This is a genomic window from Caryophanon tenue (genome assembly GCF_001700315.1).
Classification (GTDB): domain Bacteria; phylum Bacillota; class Bacilli; order Bacillales_A; family Planococcaceae; genus Caryophanon; species Caryophanon tenue.
In genome coordinates this window covers 1-17,298 of the sequence record NZ_MASJ01000022.1, presented here as the reverse complement: position 1 = coordinate 17,298, position 17,298 = coordinate 1, and the positions used below count along the sequence as shown (strand labels likewise).

The window sequence follows — 17,298 nt, the reverse complement described above, 5'->3', positions numbered from 1 at the left end:
GATTTTATGCGTAATATTACAGTGATTGGCTTAGGCGCTGCAGATTTCGACCAAATGCAAATGGGTGTATATCGTAAGCTAAAAGCCGCAACTAAAATTTATGTACGAACAATTGACCACCCTGTGCTAAAGGATTTAGCGCAAGAAGGTTTATTATTTGAAAGCTTTGATGCGATTTATGAAAAGCACGGTGGTTTTGAAGCGGTATATGATGAAATTACCGCGACATTAATCGAACGTGCAGCAACAGAAGATGTGTTATATGCAGTGCCAGGCCATCCGCTTGTTGCAGAAAAAACGGTGCAATTATTAATCGATGCACATAATAAAGGCGAGATTGCGCTAACTATTGAAGGTGGGCAAAGCTTTTTAGACCCGATTTTCGGTGCGTTACGCATTGACCCGATTGAAGGCTTCCAGTTGTTAGATGGCACTAATATGTCGATGGACGATATTAATATGCGTCAGCACATTTTAATTGCGCAAGTGTACGATACATTTAGCGCATCGGAAGTGAAGCTCACATTAATGGAAAAATACCGCGATGATTATCCAGTAACCATCGTCACAGCAGCAGGTTCTGTACAGGAAAAATTAACGACTGTGCCACTATATGAACTAGATCATGAAGTTGAAATTAATAATTTAACAACGATTTATGTACCACCTGTTGCGTCTACGGATGAGGCTTACCGTGACTGGACGACATTCCGTCAAATTATCGCGACGCTACGTGGACCAAATGGCTGCCCATGGGACCAAAAGCAAACACATGAATCGCTGAAAAAATATTTGTTAGAAGAAGTGCATGAGTTTTTAGCGGCGGTGGATGCAGAAGATGATTTTACGATGATTGAAGAGCTTGGTGATGTGCTATTACAAGTATTTTTACATGCACAAATTGGCGAGGATAATGGCTACTTTACGCTAGAGGATGTACTTGCCTCAGTTGCGGAAAAGATGGTGCGTCGTCATCCACATGTATTCGGTGACGCAACAGCAGAGGACGCTGATGCTGTTGTGGCAAATTGGGAAGCGATTAAGCGAGAAGAGAAGGGGGAGCGCACACAATCTGCATTAGATGACGCATACCGTGAAACTTCGAGCTTACAAACATCGTATAATTATCAAAAGGAAGCAGCAAAAGTTGGTTTTGATTGGGAAGAAGCAGCTGATGCGCTTGCTAAATTTACAGAGGAATGGCAAGAATTCCAGCATGAGCTTGTACATGGTGATGCTACAACGAAAATGGATGAACTTGGCGATGTACTGTTTACGATCGTCAATGTTGCACGTTTTTATAAACTATCACCAGAAGAAGCGATGTTACATGCAAATGAAAAGTTTGCACGTCGTTTTAAGCACGTAGAAGCGTGTGTGAAGCAATCTGGCAAATCTTTTGAGGATTTCACACTAGATGAACTAGACGGCTTTTGGAATGATGCTAAACGACTTGAAAAGGGGTTATAAGATGCGCTTAGATAAATTTTTAAAAGTGTCTCGTTTAATTAAACGTCGCACATTAGCGAAGGAAGTAGCAGTACAAGGTCGTATTACGATTAATGACAAAGTTGCAAAAGCATCAAGCACTGTAAAAGTAGGCGATGAATTAGCGATTCGTTTCGGGCAAAAGATCGTCACAGCGCGCGTTGAAGAAATTCGTGAAACGTCACGTAAAGATGACGCCGCAAATATGTTTACAATTTTAAAAGAAGAGCGTCTTGAAAAAGTGGAACCAGAATTTATTGACGACGAAGAATAGGCAAAAAGGATTTCCCTCAAAGACAGATAGAGGGAAATCTTTTTTACTTTTTCCCTATAATTTTTACGTATGCAACAAATTGAAAAAAATCACGTCTTTGCTTATGTCAACACTTATCAAGTGTAAAAATTATGTTATTCTTTGTTTACATAGCACGAAAAAAGGGAAATACATAAAAGGAAAATCTTGATTGGATATCGTTTCTTTCATTTGAAAAAAATGTTTATAAATTGTAAAATTTTTACCGTTAAAATAACATATAATTGAATGGTGAATAAAAAGGGGGGGCTAGCTTGAAAAAACGCCAACAGAAACCAACAAACATCACGAAAATGGATAATCAATATGTCCGCTCAACCGAACAGCGTAAAGCGGCCCAGCGGAAAGCTTCATTTTATGTGAAACGACGTATGCTCTTATTATGTATCGCAGCCGTGCTGATTTTTGGTGGGCTGATTATCAACATTTTTGATAAAAAAAAGGAACTGGCAGAACGTGAAAAAGTAGAGGTTGCAGTTGCTCAACGTTTAGAGGAAGTAAAGCAGGATCAAGAGATTTTACATGCGCAAGTAAAGAAGCTAGAAGATGATGAATATATTTTAAAACTGGCACGTAAAGAGTACTTTTTATCGGAAGAAGGAGAGATAATTTTTACAATGCCATCGGATAAAAAAGAAAAAAATGAGCAAGAAGAAGAAAAAAATGCAGACGAATAAAGGTAAAAAAACAGACTCGTTTTGTTGACACACTTTATTCGTGGGCTATAATAAAGAGAAGAAGCGAGTATGTTATAACTTTCGATTCTAAGACATTTTGATTAACAGGCTATAAAGTAGCCGCTTAAAATTTAAGGAGGAGCATTTTTTTTATGTCAATTGAAGTAGGCAGCAAGGTAACAGGTAAAGTAACAGGAATCACAAATTTCGGAGCATTCGTCGAGCTGCCAGGTGGCTCAACAGGATTAGTTCACATCAGTGAAGTTGCTGACAACTATGTAAAAGATATTAATGAGCATTTAAAGGTTGGAGACGAAGTCGAAGTTAAGGTGATGAACGTTGAAGCGGATGGCAAGATTGGTCTGTCAATTCGTAAAGCAAAACCACAACCTGAGCGACCAGAACGCCCAGAACGTCCAGAGCGTCCACAACGTCCACGACACAACAACAATCGTTCAAATGATCGCAATAATGATCGTCATCAGCCAAAGGAAAACTTTGAGCAAAAAATGGCACGTTTCTTAAAAGATAGTGATGAGCGTTTAGCGACTTTAAAGCGCGCTACGGAATCAAAACGCGGTGGTCGTGGCGCGAAACGAGGATAAGCCCTGCTGACTATTCTTGATCAGAGAAAAAGTGTACACATAGAGTAAGAGCTTTGCCGATAATGGCAAAGCTCTTTTTTGTCGGTCAAAATATGAGGTTTACGTTGTAGCAACCATTTAATTTAAAATAAATCTAGAAAATTATGAAACTATTTCAAAACTCCTCCGTCTGTACGGTGATTTAAAACAAAGGAGGAGAAGAAATGAAAAAAATATTCATCGCATTATTATTAGCTATTCCAATGTTTTTAGTAGCAACGGCAATGTCTTCGAGTGCAGCACAATCATCATTAGAAATTCGCCTTGTTAGCACAGAAGGTATTGCATTAAAAGAAGCAGCAACGAAAAGTAGTGAAACGATTCGTACATTGAAAAAAGGCGAAGCTTTAAAGATTACAAATGAAGTGATTGCAGGTTGGCGTAAAGTGCAGTTAGATGCTTACACATATGCCTATGTAAACAATACGTATTTACGTCAAATAGCAGGATATACAGTCGATATGCCAGCTTATGGGGAAATGCGTTTAGCAGCGAGTGACACAACATTTAAAACAGAGCCGAAGCAATTGACTGTATCGATGAAACAAAATGACATTATTGTACAGCGTAGCAATACCGCAAAATCAGTGTTAATTGAAACACTAGCAGGTCATAAAGGATATGTACCAAATAGCAGCATTAAGGCACTAGAACCAACAATTCGTCAAGTAAGCTTAAAAGATGGGATTGTTGTACGTGAAAATCCATCACCAAAAGCACGTGTGATGTATACACTGTATCCGAATACAGCAGTTGAGTCGTACGGTCAAGTACCAGGTGGATGGCGCGTTATTTTCCACCGTACGAAAGTTGGATATGTAGCAGCAGAGCCAATGGTTGCGGTCAAGCCGGTAAAACGTTATATCGCAGTTAACAAAGCGGAAGTGCGTAGTGTAGATAGCCGTTCAGTAGATGCTGTAACAGATGTTTTATACCGCGGTGTTGCAGTGGATGCATATCCGTCATCAAATGGCTGGAGCTATATTCAAAACGGTTCTGTTACAGGGTATGTGCCAACATCCCAATTAGCAGCAACAGCACAATAAAACGACACAAAAAAACGTCTCGCATTTGCGAGACGTTTTTTTTCGTATGACCCGTACGGGATTCGAACCCGTGTTACCGCCGTGAAAGGGCGGTGTCTTAACCACTTGACCAACGGGCCGTTGGTGGCTACCGAGGGAGTCGAACCCACGACCTTTCGGGTATGAACCGAATGCTCTAGCCAGCTGAGCTAGGTAGCCATAGTAGTTGTTCAAGCGAACATTTTATATAATACAATGTGAGTATATTTTCGTCAATCATAAATGCTAAAAAAGAATAACTTTATGAGTAAGATACTGAAAACATGTCATGATGTCTAAAAAATAAGCTAATTCACATGAAAATAGATGTACGGCATTCTAGCAATTTGAACAAATAAACAACGTTGATTACAATAGAGATGGAAATAAAAACTTTAATGATAGAGGGTTATGAAGGTGACCAGATGGGGAACTTAGAAGATAAAGTAAGTGAATTGCGACTGCAAACAGCATGTATTGAACCAGGAGACAAACTATTAATTGCTTGTTCTGGAGGAATTGATTCAATGGTGCTTCTTCACTTCTTATATGAGCGACAAGCAATGTGGAATATTGAAATTGCTGCGATTCATGTCGATCATATGTTGCGCGGGGAACAATCTGCACAAGATTGTCAATTCGTCGCGGCGTTTTGTCATGCACGACGTATACCGTTTTATAGTAAGTCGATTCCGATTCCGATGATTATTGACCGAGATGGAGGCAATACACAAGCAATTTGTCGCAAAGAGCGTTATGCTTATTTTGCACAAGTGTTACCTCAATTTACAAAGCTTGTAACTGCTCATCATGCCGACGATCAACTTGAAACAATGGTAATGGCGATGATGAAGGGACCTTCTGTGTCTGCGTTAAGTGGTATCCGTGTCATACGACCTTTTGCGAGTGGACAACTTATTCGCCCATTTTTATTTGTAACCCGTCAAGAAATTGAGCAATATGCATCACATTATGACGTACGCTACCGAGAAGACCCGAGCAATCAAAAAGATACGTATACACGCAATCGGGTTCGTCACCATATTGCGCCGTTGTTAGCAGCAGAAAGTGCCCAAACAGCGCTACATGCCGCGCAATTATCAGTGCAATTACAACAAGATAACGAATTACTTGAACAACTTGCTCAACAGCATTTTGACAAAATGATTACAAAAAACCGGGAGCATGCGTATCAATTTCAAATTGATGATGTACAAAAAATGCCACTTGCTTTACAAAGAAGGTTCATTTTAATACTATTAAGCTATCTATACAAAGATGTGAATATGCTACAAAGTCATGCACTGACAACCGCTTTATTAAAGCTTTGCGACACATCGGCAGGAACTGTGCAAATAAGTTTACCAGCTGGTTTGATTGCACGTCGACAATACAATGAAGTTTTCGTTGGCTTGTTGCCGGAGCAAATGTTGTTGCCGCAAACAGTAAAGCGCGAACAATGGCTACAAGCAGCACAATATCAGATCGGTTTATTTCGCCGCGGAACACCTGTAGAAGCACACGATGACGTGTATTACATAACATTGTCGGAGACCGAGCAACTGCAAGTGCGCCCACGTGTTGATGGCGATCGGATTGCGCTCCGTGGCATGGCGCAACAAAAAAAGGTATCACGCCTTTTTATTGATGACAAAGTGCCAAAATCGCAACGTTCGACGATACCGTTACTGGTATCAAATGAACGTGGTGTGCTAGCTGTCATTGGAGGTAGACCGAGTGCATTTTTATCGCGCTCGCCTGACTCAAATGAATGGCAAGTTGTCATACGAACAATTGCTTTGTAATAATGGTGAAATGTATTTGAGGAGGAATCAATGATGATTCAGCAGGATATTGAAAAAATTATGATTACAGAAGAGCAGCTGCAAGCACGTATTGCAGAATTAGGCGCTACATTAACGGAGGACTACAATGAAAAGTTCCCATTAGCAATTGGTGTTCTAAAAGGTGCAATGCCATTCATGACAGATTTAATGAAACGTTTTGATTCGTACGTAGAGCTAGACTTTATGGATGTATCAAGCTATGGCAATGCGACTGTATCTTCAGGTGAAGTGAAGATTTTAAAAGACTTAAATACAAGTATTGAAGGCCGCGATATTTTAATTATTGAAGATATTATTGATAGTGGTTTAACACTTAGCTACTTAGTGGAGCTATTTAAACACCGTAAAGCAAAATCAATTAAAATTGTTACATTATTAGACAAGCCATCAGGTCGCCGTGTTGAGTTAAACGCTGACTATGTAGGTTTCCAAGTTCCAGATGGCTTCGTAGTAGGCTATGGTTTAGATTACGCAGAAAAATATCGTAACTTACCGTACATTGGTATTTTAAAACCTGAAGTTTATTCATTCTAAAGAAGTAATGTGCACACGCATTTATGAATTTCTATAATTTGCTAGGGCTTTTAATTGTATGAAGAAACGCCAATGTGTTAGTATTTTAGTTATAATTTTTCTGTAATGTTGTGAGGAGGCTAGGGATGAATCGAATCTTTCGATATACCATATTTTATTTACTAATTTTCTTAGTGATTATCGGTATTTTTGGTACGTTCAATGGGAACGGAACGCCAACTGAAGAGTTGTCGTATCATGAATTTCTAGAAGCCTTAGACAATGGGGATATCGCTGAAGCGACTATTCAACCGGATCAATCGGTATACATTGTTACGGGTAAACTAGATGGCGCAGAAGAAGGCGAAACATTTATTGCAAACCTTCCACGCGATAATCAATCATTAATGACACGTATTGATGAAGCAGAAGCAGAAAGTGCAACGATTAACTTCGTGCCAGCACCTGAAACAAGTGGCTGGATTACTTTCTTCACGGGTATTATGCCATTCATTATTATTATTGTGTTATTCTTCTTCTTACTAAGCCAGTCACAAGGTGGCGGTAACCGAGTAATGAACTTCGGTAAAAGTAAGGCGAAATTATACGATGACCAAAAGAAAAAAGTACGTTTTGACGATGTAGCGGGTGCTGATGAAGAGAAGCAAGAGCTAGTTGAAGTTGTTGATTTCTTAAAGGATCACCGTAAATTTACAGAAATCGGTGCACGTATTCCAAAAGGTATTTTACTTGTTGGTCCTCCGGGTACTGGTAAAACGTTACTTGCTCGTGCAGTAGCAGGTGAAGCAGGCGTACCATTCTTCTCGATTTCAGGTTCTGACTTCGTAGAAATGTTCGTCGGTGTCGGGGCTTCTCGTGTACGTGATTTATTCGAAAACGCGAAGAAAAACGCACCATGTATCATTTTCATTGATGAAATTGATGCAGTAGGTCGTCAACGTGGTGCTGGTTTAGGTGGCGGTCACGATGAGCGTGAACAAACATTAAACCAATTACTAGTTGAAATGGATGGTTTCGGTGCCAACGAAGGTATTATTATCGTCGCTGCGACAAACCGCCCAGATATTTTAGACCCTGCCTTATTACGTCCAGGTCGTTTTGACCGTCAGATTACGGTTGGTCGTCCAGATGTAAAAGGTCGTGAAGCAGTACTTAAAGTACACGCACGTAACAAGCCGTTAGCAGATACTGTTGACTTAAAGGCTATTGCACAGCGTACACCAGGTTTCTCAGGTGCAGACTTAGAAAACTTATTAAACGAAGCGGCACTTGTTGCTGCACGTCGTAGCAAAAAAATGATTGATATGACTGATATTGATGAAGCAACAGACCGTGTTATTGCAGGTCCAGCGAAATCAAGCCGTGTTATTTCTGAAAAGGAACGTAACATTGTTGCATTCCATGAAGCCGGTCACGTAGTTGTTGGTTTAACACTTGACCAAGCTGAAAAAGTTCACAAAGTAACAATTGTTCCACGTGGACAAGCTGGTGGTTATGCAGTAATGCTTCCAAAAGAAGACCGTTACTTCATGACAAAGCCGGAGTTACTAGATAAGATTGCCGGTTTACTTGGTGGTCGTGTAGCAGAAGATATCGTCTTTGGCGAAGTATCTACAGGTGCACATAATGACTTCCAACGTGCAACAGGTATTGCGCGTTCAATGGTAACAGAGTACGGGATGAGCGATAAGCTTGGACCAATGCAATTCGGGGCAAACTCAGGTGGCAATGTATTCTTAGGACGTGACTTTAATTCAGAGCAAAACTACTCTGATTCAATCGCTTATGAAATCGACAAAGAAATGCAAGCAATCATTGTTGAGCAATATGAGCGTACAAAACAAATTCTGACAGAAAAACGTGAGCTATTAAACTTAATCGCCACAACGCTGTTAGATATTGAAACGTTAGATGCAGAGCAAATTGAGCATCTTCGTGATCATGGTACATTACCAGATCGCTCGAAAACACCACAGCTAGCGAAGCCAACAGACACACAATCAACGGAAGCGTCGATTGAAACTGCGGGAACACCTTCATTAGAAAAACGTGTAACGGGTGATGCAGATGTATCAACACAAGACCTTCCAAAAGAAGGCGGTTCAGATGACCATTTCGGTGATATGAATGAAAAACGCTAATAAGGCGTAAGGTGGCTGTCCAAGCTTTGCTTGGGCAGCTTTCTTTATGACGATATGTAAAGGGAGTGTCTCAGTTGATTTTAACAATGGATATTGGCAATTCGCATATTGTATCAGGAGTATTTATAAATGGTCAGCTCCACCGTAAATGGTCAATGGAAACGGTACAGAAAAAAACAGCAGATGAATATGCGATGCAGTTGAAAAGTTTTTTTGATTTTGAACAGTTATCCTTTACCGATGTTACAGGGATCATTATGAGCTCGGTTGTGCCGTCTATGATGTACGTGATGGAAATGATGTGCGTGACGTATTTTCAACAAAAGCCACTCATTGTTGGGCCGGGCGTGAAAACAGGTTTAAATATTAAATATGAAAATCAGCGTGAAGTTGGTTCAGACCGTATTGTGAATGCAATTGGTGCATTACAGCAATACCCAAACCGTCCATTAATTATTGTTGATTTTGGCACAGCGACGACGTATTGCTATTTAAATGAACGCGGCGAATATTTAGGGGGCGCAATTGCTCCAGGTTTACATGTGTCGACAGAAGCTCTTTATGAACGCGCATCAAAGCTTCCGCGTATCGAAGTAGCAGTACCACCAAACGTTATCGGACGCAATACCGTTCATGCGATGCAGTCTGGTATTATTTTTGGTTGGATTGGGCAAGTTGAAGGAATCGTCAATCGGATGAAAGCGCAAAGTGAACAAGAGCCACTTGTTATTGCGACGGGGAGTATGGCGTCGTTATTAGCGGATGCCACAACGGCGATTGACGTTGTAGAAGCTGATTTAACGCTCAAAGGCTTGTATACAATTTATAAGCGTAACCGCCCTTGAGTAATATTTCTTTTATCGAAAAACGTTATGTATTATGATTTATACAGGAAATAAAGAAAAGAGGATTAAACACTATGACAGATTATTTAGTACGAGGTATTGGTTTTGGTGGAGAAGTACGTGTTTTTGCAGTACGTTCAACTGAAACAGTAGGAGAAGCACAACGTCGTCATAACACATGGCCAATCGTTTCAGCAGCATTAGGTCGTTCAATGACAGCGACTGTTATGATGGGTGCAATGTTAAAAGGTGACGACAAAATTACGATTAAAATTGAAGGGAACGGTCCAGCGGGTCCAATCATTATTGACGCAAATGCTAAAGGTGATGTACGTGGTTACGTGACAAATCCACACGTTCACTTTGAATTAAATGAGCAAGGGAAATTAGATGTACGTCGTGTTGTAGGGACAGAAGGTGCATTAACAGTTGTAAAAGATTTAGGTTTACGTGATATGTTCTCAGGACAAACACCAATCGTTTCAGGTGAAATTGCTGAAGACTTCACGTATTACTTCGCAACATCTGAACAGGTGCCGTCATCAGTAGGTTTAGGTGTACTTGTAAACCCAGATAATACAATTTTAGCGGCAGGCGGGTTTATTCTACAATTAATGCCTGGTTGTTCAGAAGAAACGATTACAGCGATTGAACAACAATTATCTACAATTGAGCCAGTATCAAAAATGATTGAAAAAGGCTATACACCGGAGCAAATTTTAGAAGCGGTGTTAGGCGAAGAAGGTCAACTAGATGTCTTAAGTACAATGCCAATTCAGTTCCAATGTCAATGTTCTAAAGAGCGTTTCGGTGCAGCTATTATCGGTTTAGGTGTTGGAGAAATTCAAGCGATGATTGATGAAGATGGACAAGCGGAAGCGCATTGTCATTTCTGTGAAGAGAAGTATTTATTCTCGGAGCAAGAATTAGTAGGATTAATTTGCGAAATTAATGGCTAATCGTTCGCAACAAAGCGGCACAAAATCACCGAAAAAGACATTATCTGAATTACGCATGAAAGCAAAACCGGCATTAACAATTATTGGTGTTTTATTAGTAGGTAATATTATTTGGTTTGTTGCTTGGCTCATCGCCCTAGGTGGTGCTGAAGAAACAGCAACAAATAATGAGGCTGTTGCAACAATAGGGAAAGAAGATATTACACGCCAAGAGTGGCTAACAGCGATGGAACAACGTTATGGTAAAGAAGTTTTACAAACATTAGTGAATGAAAAAGTAATGCTACAAGCAGCTGAAGAGTTCGGCATTGAAACGACTGATGAAGAAGTTGATTTAGAGTTAGCATTAATGCGTTCTGTAAAGGATGCGACTGATGAAACGATGCAGGCACTCTCTGAAAAAGAGCTACGCGCTTATGTGCGAACACAGCTTATTTTAGAAAAGGTGCTAACATATGATGTTGTTATTGAAGAGGCGGCGGCGCAAACATATTATGAGGAAAATGAATCCGTATATAATGTGCCAGCTGCTTATCGTACAAGTATCATTGTTTCGGAAACGGCAGACGATGCAGAAGCGGTGGTCAAAGAACTTTCAAATGGCTCAGAGTTTGGCGTATTAGCGCGTGAACGTTCAATTGACCGTGTATCGGCTACATTAGACGGTGACTTAGGTTATATAACGGAAAATGTAGAAAATCAAGACCCAGCGATTCTGGAAGCGGCACAGCATGTAAACGAAGGTGAAATAAGTGAAGTGTTTGCCTTACAAGATGGCACATATGCGGTCATTCAAGTTGATGAAGTACAAGAAGGTCGTTCATTTGAATTTGAGCAAGTAAAACAACAGATTATGCGTATATTAGCGCTAGAGCAATTACCGATGTCTGTTTATCCTGAAACATTTTGGGAAGAGTTTGATGCGACATGGTTTTACGGAGAATAATCGTCTTTTTTGAAGTGGAGAAGCTGTCTAGTTAGATGGCTTTTCCACTAATTCTTAAATTTCTTAAATTTACAGAAAATTACGATTGACATTACATAATGTAATTGGTACACTAAGTACAACAAAACCTACAAGCAAACTAGGAATTAGGAGTGACGATAACAGATGAGTAAATTAGCAAATTCAGTAGCAGATTTAGTGGGACAAACACCAATCGTGAAATTAAATCACGCAACAGGTGAAAATGAAGGAACAGTTTACGTAAAGCTTGAGTTCTTTAACCCAGGTTCTTCTGTAAAAGATCGTTTAGCATTAGCGATGATTGAAGCAGCAGAAAAAGACGGTACATTACAACCAGGTGGCACAATTATCGAGCCAACTTCTGGTAACACAGGTATCGGCTTAGCGATGATTGCAGCAGCAAAAGGCTATAAAGCAATTTTAGTAATGCCTGAAACAATGTCTTTAGAGCGTCGTAACCTTTTACGTGCATACGGAGCAGAGTTAGTATTAACACCTGGTCCAGAAGGTATGAAAGGTGCTATTGCAAAAGCTGAGCAATTATCAAACGAGCATGGCTACTTATTACCACAACAATTTAAAAACCCAGCAAACGCTGAAATTCACCGTGTAACAACTGGTCCTGAAATCGTCGCTGCATTTGACGGTTTACAATTAGATGCATTCGTAGCGGGTATCGGCACAGGTGGTACAATTACAGGTGCGGGTGAAGTGTTAAAAGAAAAATATCCGAACATTGAAATTGTAGCAGTTGAGCCAAAGGATTCTCCAGTACTTTCTGGTGGTAACCCTGGTCCACATAAAATTCAAGGGATTGGCGCAGGTTTCGTGCCAGATGTATTAGACACAACAGTTTATACATCAATTTTCCCGGTAGATAATGAAACAGCATTCGACGTAGCGCGCCGTGTTGCTCGTGAAGAAGGTATTTTAGTTGGTATTTCTTCTGGTGCAGCGATTCACGCAGCGATTGAAACAGCGAAAAAATTAGGTAAAGGTTCAAACGTTTTAGCAATCGTACCATCGAATGGTGAACGTTACTTATCAACACCTCTTTACCAATTTGAAGACTAATTTAAATCATGATAAGGGCTTGTCTGAGCATTGTGCTTAGGCAAGTCCTTTTTGTGTGTCAAATAAACGTGCAAAGTAAAAGTATGTCATACCGTCTACTGTACATATGGTATGATGCCTATACATACGATTCGGCTGTTTTTGCCGAAATGATCAAGAGAAGGTAGGTAGTAGACTAGTGTTACAATATCAGCAAGAGCCATTAATTATTAATGGCACAACACTTGATTTTACGAAAGAAACGTTTGTGATGGGCATTTTAAATGTGACGCCGGATTCTTTTTCAGACGGTGGCTTATTTCAAGAGGTCGAACAAGCGGTAGCACGTGCGAAGCAAATGGTTGCGGACGGTGCAAAAATTATTGATGTCGGCGGAGAATCGACACGACCTGGGTATACACGCATTACAGACGATGAGGAAATCGCGCGCATCACACCGGTTATTCAACGTCTTATCGCTGAAATACCAGGTATTATTGTGTCAGTAGATACGTATAAATCACATGTAGCAGAAGCGGCGATTCAAGCAGGTGCCCATATGATTAATGATATTTGGGGAGCGAAGGCGGACCCACGTATGGCGAGTGTTGCGGCGACATACAACGTGCCAATTATTTTGATGCATAATCGTACAGAGCCGTATGTTTCTTATTGGCGTGATTTTTTAGCAGATATTGAAGAAAGCATTACTATTGCACAGCAAGCAGGTGTTCCGAACGAGCATATACTTGTTGATCCTGGCATTGGCTTTATGAAAAATTTAGCGCAAAGCATTGAAACGATGCAACGTTTAGATGAGTTAGTCGCACTCGGCTATCCGGTATTACTTGCGACATCTCGTAAACGCTTTATCGGAACGATTTTAGATGTAGCGGTAGACGAGCGTGTTGAAGGCACAGCTGCAACATGTGCATTTGGTGTACAAAAGGGTTGCCATTTAGTGCGTGTGCATGATGTGAAAGAAGTCGCGCGTACTGTTAAAATGATTGATGCATTAATGGGGAAATATATTGTAGAAGGCGAACTACCGCCAACACATGAAGGAGCGAAATAAATGGATTATATTCACGTGCGTGATATGCAGTTTTATGGCTATCACGGAGTATTAGGCGAAGAAACAAAATTAGGACAGCGTTTTCGTGCGACGGTATCCCTCGCTGTTCAAATCGAGGAAGCTGGCAAAACAGATGATTTAACAAAGACGGTTAGCTATGTTGGTGTGTATGAATTGTGTAAAGCAATTATTGAAGGCAAGCCGTATCAATTAATCGAGGCAGTAGCAGAAGCAGTGGCAACGCGCATTTTAACAGACTATGACGGACAAGTATTGGGTTGTCGTGTTGAAATCATTAAACCAGACCCGCCAATCCCAGGCTATTACAAAGAAGTGGCTGTTGAAATTACGCGAGGACAATTTGTATGAATGTAGCATATTTATCAATTGGCACGAATTTAGGAGAACGTGAAGAAAACTTAGCGTATGCAGTGGAGCTTTTACGTAAAGAGGTCAATGTCACAGCCGTTTCTTCTATTTATGAGACGGCTCCGGTTGGGGTAACAGATCAACCTGCATTTTTAAATATTTGTGTCGCATTAGAAACGGAGCTAGAGGCGCATGCATTATTAAACGTATGCCAACAGATTGAACAGGAGCTTGGACGTGTACGCTTATATCGTTGGGGGCCGCGAAGCATTGACCTTGACATTTTGTTGTTTAATCACGAAAATATTGAAACAGAGAGTTTACTTGTACCACATCCGCGTATGTTTGAACGAAGCTTTGTTATAGCGCCGCTAGTAGAAATTGCACCGCATGTGTTACAGCATGTGAGTGAGTCACAGCGTCAGCAAGCGCAGGCACTTAATTTTAGCGCAGATGGTGTTGCAGTATATAAACCGTAACGAACGTTTTTGTGAGAAGCAATGAAATAAGGAGGATACACGATGTATCAAAATGATAAGCCATTTAAAATTGGAGATATTACGCTCGATAACCGCGTTGTATTAGCACCAATGGCTGGTGTATGTAACTCAGCTTTCCGTTTAACGGTTAAGGAATTTGGCGCAGGTCTTGTTTATGCGGAAATGATTAGTGATAAGGCGCTGAACATTCGCAATGCCAAAACGATGGATATGCTATATATTGACGAGCGCGAGCATCCGATGACGCTCCAAATTTTTGGTGGCGACAAAGAGAATTTAGTTGAAGCGGCGAAATACGTCGATAAATATACGAATGCCGATATTATTGATATTAATATGGGCTGCCCAGTAAACAAAATTATTAAATGTGAAGCAGGTGCGCGTTGGTTACTTGACCCGAATAAAATTTACGATATGGTTTCAGCCGTTGTGGAAGCAGTCGATAAACCTGTATCTTGTAAAATGCGTATTGGCTGGGATGATGAGCATGTGTTTGCGATTGAAAATGCATTAGCGGCAGAGCGTGCTGGGGCGTCTGCGATTGCGATGCATGGGCGTACGCGTGTACAAATGTATGAAGGTAAAGCGAATTGGGATATTTTGCGTGATGTTAGTCGTGAGCTAACAATTCCGTTTATCGCAAATGGCGATGTGGAAACGCCAGAAGATGCAAAACGTATGTTAGAGCATACAGGTGCTGATGGCGTGATGATTGGTCGTGCAGCACTTGGGAACCCATGGATGATTTATCAAACGGTAAATTATTTAGAAACGGGTGTGTTGCAACCTGAGCCGTCGATTCGTGAAAAAATGGACGTATGCTTATTACACTTCGAACGTTTAATGGCGTTAAAGGGTGAAGGGACAGCGGTACGTGAAATGCGCAAACACGCTTCATGGTATTTAAAAGGGTTACGCGGAAACGGGAAAGTACGTACGGCGATTAACCAAACGACAACAGCGGTTGAGTTCCGCGCACTAATTAATAGTGTCGGAGACGGCATGGCGGAAGAAGAAATGATTGAAGTCGTATAGCAAAATGGAAACTACTGCGATTGCGCGGTAGTTTTTCATCGTCAAATACGAAAACTTTTTGAAAGAAACCGAAAAATGTGAAATGCACTGAAAAATTGTGTACAATAAGAACATTGTGAACGCTTAAGGACTGAACTTAAAGCAAATCAAAAGGAGTGAACATTTTGTCAAACATCGAAGAATTAAATGACCAACTTTTGGTGAGACGCCAAAAGATGACTGATATTCTTGAAAACGGTCAAGACCCATTCGGTAGCCGTTTCGAGCGCACGCACTTATCAAACGAAGTATTAGCACAGTTTGAAGCACAAACAAAAGAGGAATTAGCAGATAACCCACAATCTGTAACAATCGCAGGTCGTATTATGACAAAGCGTGGCAAAGGGAAAGCGGGCTTCGCGCATATTCAAGATTTAGGTGGCCAAATTCAAATTTACGTACGTAAAGATGCAATTGGTGACGACGCTTATGAACTATTTAACAAAGCAGATTTAGGAGACATTGTTGGGATTACAGGTGAAGTTTTCCGTACACAAGTTGGAGAACTTTCTATTAAAGCGCAACAATTCACATTCTTAACGAAAGCATTACGTCCAATGCCTGAGAAGTACCATGGTTTACAAGACGTTGAGCAACGCTACCGTCAACGTTATTTAGATTTAATGACGAATGCAGATTCAAAAGAAACATTTATCGCGCGTTCTAAAATTATTCGTGCAATCCGTAACTACTTAGATAACCATGGTTATTTAGAAGTAGAAACACCAATGCTACACACAATTGCAGGTGGTGCAGCGGCGCGTCCGTTCATTACACACCACAATGCACTTGATATGGAATTATATATGCGTATCGCAATTGAGCTACACTTAAAACGTTTAATCGTTGGTGGCTTAGAAAAAGTATATGAAATCGGCCGTGTATTCCGTAACGAAGGTATTTCAACTCGTCACAACCCAGAATTCACAATGATTGAATTATACGAAGCGTATGCAGACTATAACGACATTATGGACTTGACAGAAAACTTAATCGCGCACGTAGCACAAGAAGTATTAGGGACAACATCTGTACAATATGGTGACGACGTAATCGAATTAGGTGTAGGTTGGAAACGTCTACACATGGTTGATGCTGTTAAAGAAGCAACGGGTGTAGACTTCTGGCAAGAGATGTCAGTAGAAGAAGCACGTAAGCATGCAGCAGAGCATGGTGTTGAAATTAAAGATTCTCATGAAGTAGGCCATATTATTAATGAATTCTTCGAGCAAAAAATCGAAGAAACATTAGTACAACCTACATTCATTACAGGTCATCCGGTTGAAATCTCGCCACTTGCGAAGAAGAATCCAGAAGACCCACGCTTCACAGATCGCTTTGAGTTATTTATTGTTCGTCGTGAGCATGCGAATGCCTTCACAGAATTAAATGACCCAATTGATCAACGTGAGCGCTTTGAAGCACAAATGGCTGAAAAAGAAGCGGGCAATGATGAAGCACACGAAATGGATAATGACTTCATTGAAGCATTAGAATACGGTATGCCGCCAACTGGTGGTTTAGGTATCGGTATTGACCGTTTAATTATGCTGTTAACGAACTCACCATCAATTCGTGACGTATTATTATTCCCAACAATGCGCCACATTTCGAAGTAATATAGAAAACGAGGCTGGGACAAAACCCCCTCTAAATTGAACAAAGCATCGGCGAATGGTAAATTCGCCGGTGCTTTGTTTTATATATACATGTAACGGCGAGTTGGCTCCGTTTCGGGCGACGCTTTT

Annotated in this window: 17 protein-coding genes and 2 tRNA genes; 17 read left to right on the top strand and 2 right to left on the bottom strand. The window is 40.6% G+C overall.

Annotated elements, in window-relative coordinates; all coding sequences use genetic code 11:
• The first annotated feature begins 6 nt into the window (after positions 1-6).
• The 5 genes from yabN to A6M13_RS09915 all read left to right on the top strand — a co-directional run bounded on the left by yabN (position 7) and on the right by A6M13_RS09915 (position 4,168).
• Positions 7-1,470, top strand: coding sequence for a bifunctional methyltransferase/pyrophosphohydrolase YabN (gene yabN / locus A6M13_RS09935; RefSeq protein ID WP_066545509.1), 1,464 nt, complete (start codon positions 7-9; stop codon positions 1,468-1,470).
• Between the two features lies 1 nt (position 1,471).
• Positions 1,472-1,762: an RNA-binding S4 domain-containing protein gene (locus A6M13_RS09930; protein ID WP_066545507.1), complete on the top strand. Its 291-nt coding sequence runs from the start codon at positions 1,472-1,474 to the stop codon at positions 1,760-1,762.
• 293 nt (positions 1,763-2,055) lie between these two features.
• A complete protein-coding gene (locus A6M13_RS09925) occupies positions 2,056-2,478 on the top strand; it encodes an FtsB family cell division protein (protein WP_245669290.1) in 423 nt (140 codons plus the stop codon).
• A 152-nt stretch (positions 2,479-2,630) separates the two neighbouring features.
• On the top strand, positions 2,631-3,083 hold the full coding sequence (locus A6M13_RS09920) for a S1 domain-containing RNA-binding protein (RefSeq protein ID WP_066545504.1): 453 nt from the start codon (positions 2,631-2,633) through the stop codon (positions 3,081-3,083).
• A 203-nt stretch (positions 3,084-3,286) separates the two neighbouring features.
• Positions 3,287-4,168, top strand: a complete 882-nt coding sequence (locus A6M13_RS09915) for an SH3 domain-containing protein (protein ID WP_066545503.1) — start codon at positions 3,287-3,289, stop codon at positions 4,166-4,168.
• 47 nt (positions 4,169-4,215) lie between these two features.
• Here A6M13_RS09915 and A6M13_RS09910 read toward each other — a convergent pair.
• Positions 4,216-4,287 (bottom strand) — tRNA-Glu (locus tag A6M13_RS09910).
• Positions 4,288-4,289: 2 nt separating this feature from the next.
• A tRNA-Met gene (locus tag A6M13_RS09905) sits at positions 4,290-4,366 on the bottom strand.
• Positions 4,367-4,584: 218 nt separating this feature from the next.
• Between A6M13_RS09905 and tilS the strand changes: the two genes are divergently transcribed.
• The 12 genes from tilS (at position 4,585) to lysS (ending at position 17,169) form a co-directional block, all read left to right on the top strand.
• The gene (tilS, locus tag A6M13_RS09900; RefSeq protein ID WP_169817435.1) at positions 4,585-5,991 is read left to right on the top strand and encodes a tRNA lysidine(34) synthetase TilS; all 1,407 of its coding nucleotides are present in this window, start codon (positions 4,585-4,587) and stop codon (positions 5,989-5,991) included.
• Between the two features lie 33 nt (positions 5,992-6,024).
• The gene (gene hpt / locus A6M13_RS09895) at positions 6,025-6,567 is read left to right on the top strand and encodes a hypoxanthine phosphoribosyltransferase (protein WP_066545499.1); all 543 of its coding nucleotides are present in this window, start codon (positions 6,025-6,027) and stop codon (positions 6,565-6,567) included.
• A gap of 125 nt (positions 6,568-6,692) precedes the next feature.
• Entirely contained in the window at positions 6,693-8,708 is a 2,016-nt protein-coding gene (gene ftsH, locus A6M13_RS09890) for an ATP-dependent zinc metalloprotease FtsH (protein ID WP_066545497.1), read from the top strand.
• Positions 8,709-8,782: 74 nt separating this feature from the next.
• Positions 8,783-9,553 (top strand): type III pantothenate kinase, encoded by a 771-nt coding sequence (locus tag A6M13_RS09885; RefSeq protein ID WP_066545495.1) that lies wholly within the window; start codon positions 8,783-8,785, stop codon positions 9,551-9,553.
• 74 nt (positions 9,554-9,627) lie between these two features.
• Positions 9,628-10,512: an Hsp33 family molecular chaperone HslO gene (gene hslO / locus A6M13_RS09880; RefSeq protein WP_066545494.1), complete on the top strand. Its 885-nt coding sequence runs from the start codon at positions 9,628-9,630 to the stop codon at positions 10,510-10,512.
• Complete coding sequence (locus A6M13_RS09875) at positions 10,505-11,458, top strand: peptidyl-prolyl cis-trans isomerase (RefSeq protein WP_066545492.1); 954 nt, start codon at positions 10,505-10,507, stop codon at positions 11,456-11,458. Before hslO ends, A6M13_RS09875 begins: the two co-directional genes overlap by 8 nt.
• 165 nt (positions 11,459-11,623) lie before the next feature.
• Positions 11,624-12,553, top strand: a complete 930-nt coding sequence (gene cysK / locus A6M13_RS09870; RefSeq protein WP_066545490.1) for a cysteine synthase A — start codon at positions 11,624-11,626, stop codon at positions 12,551-12,553.
• Positions 12,554-12,731: 178 nt separating this feature from the next.
• On the top strand, positions 12,732-13,607 hold the full coding sequence (gene folP, locus A6M13_RS09865; RefSeq protein ID WP_066545487.1) for a dihydropteroate synthase: 876 nt from the start codon (positions 12,732-12,734) through the stop codon (positions 13,605-13,607).
• Positions 13,608-13,976 carry a dihydroneopterin aldolase gene (gene folB, locus A6M13_RS09860; protein WP_066545485.1) on the top strand — a complete coding sequence of 123 codons (369 nt, stop codon included), beginning with the start codon at positions 13,608-13,610 and terminating at the stop codon, positions 13,974-13,976.
• A complete protein-coding gene (gene folK / locus A6M13_RS09855) occupies positions 13,973-14,455 on the top strand; it encodes a 2-amino-4-hydroxy-6-hydroxymethyldihydropteridine diphosphokinase (RefSeq protein WP_066545483.1) in 483 nt (160 codons plus the stop codon). Before folB ends, folK begins: the two co-directional genes overlap by 4 nt.
• A 42-nt stretch (positions 14,456-14,497) precedes the next feature.
• Positions 14,498-15,511: a tRNA dihydrouridine synthase DusB gene (gene dusB, locus A6M13_RS09850; protein ID WP_066545480.1), complete on the top strand. Its 1,014-nt coding sequence runs from the start codon at positions 14,498-14,500 to the stop codon at positions 15,509-15,511.
• Positions 15,512-15,666: 155 nt separating this feature from the next.
• The gene (gene lysS / locus A6M13_RS09845; protein WP_211270309.1) at positions 15,667-17,169 is read left to right on the top strand and encodes a lysine--tRNA ligase; all 1,503 of its coding nucleotides are present in this window, start codon (positions 15,667-15,669) and stop codon (positions 17,167-17,169) included.
• Positions 17,170-17,298: the final 129 nt, after the last annotated feature.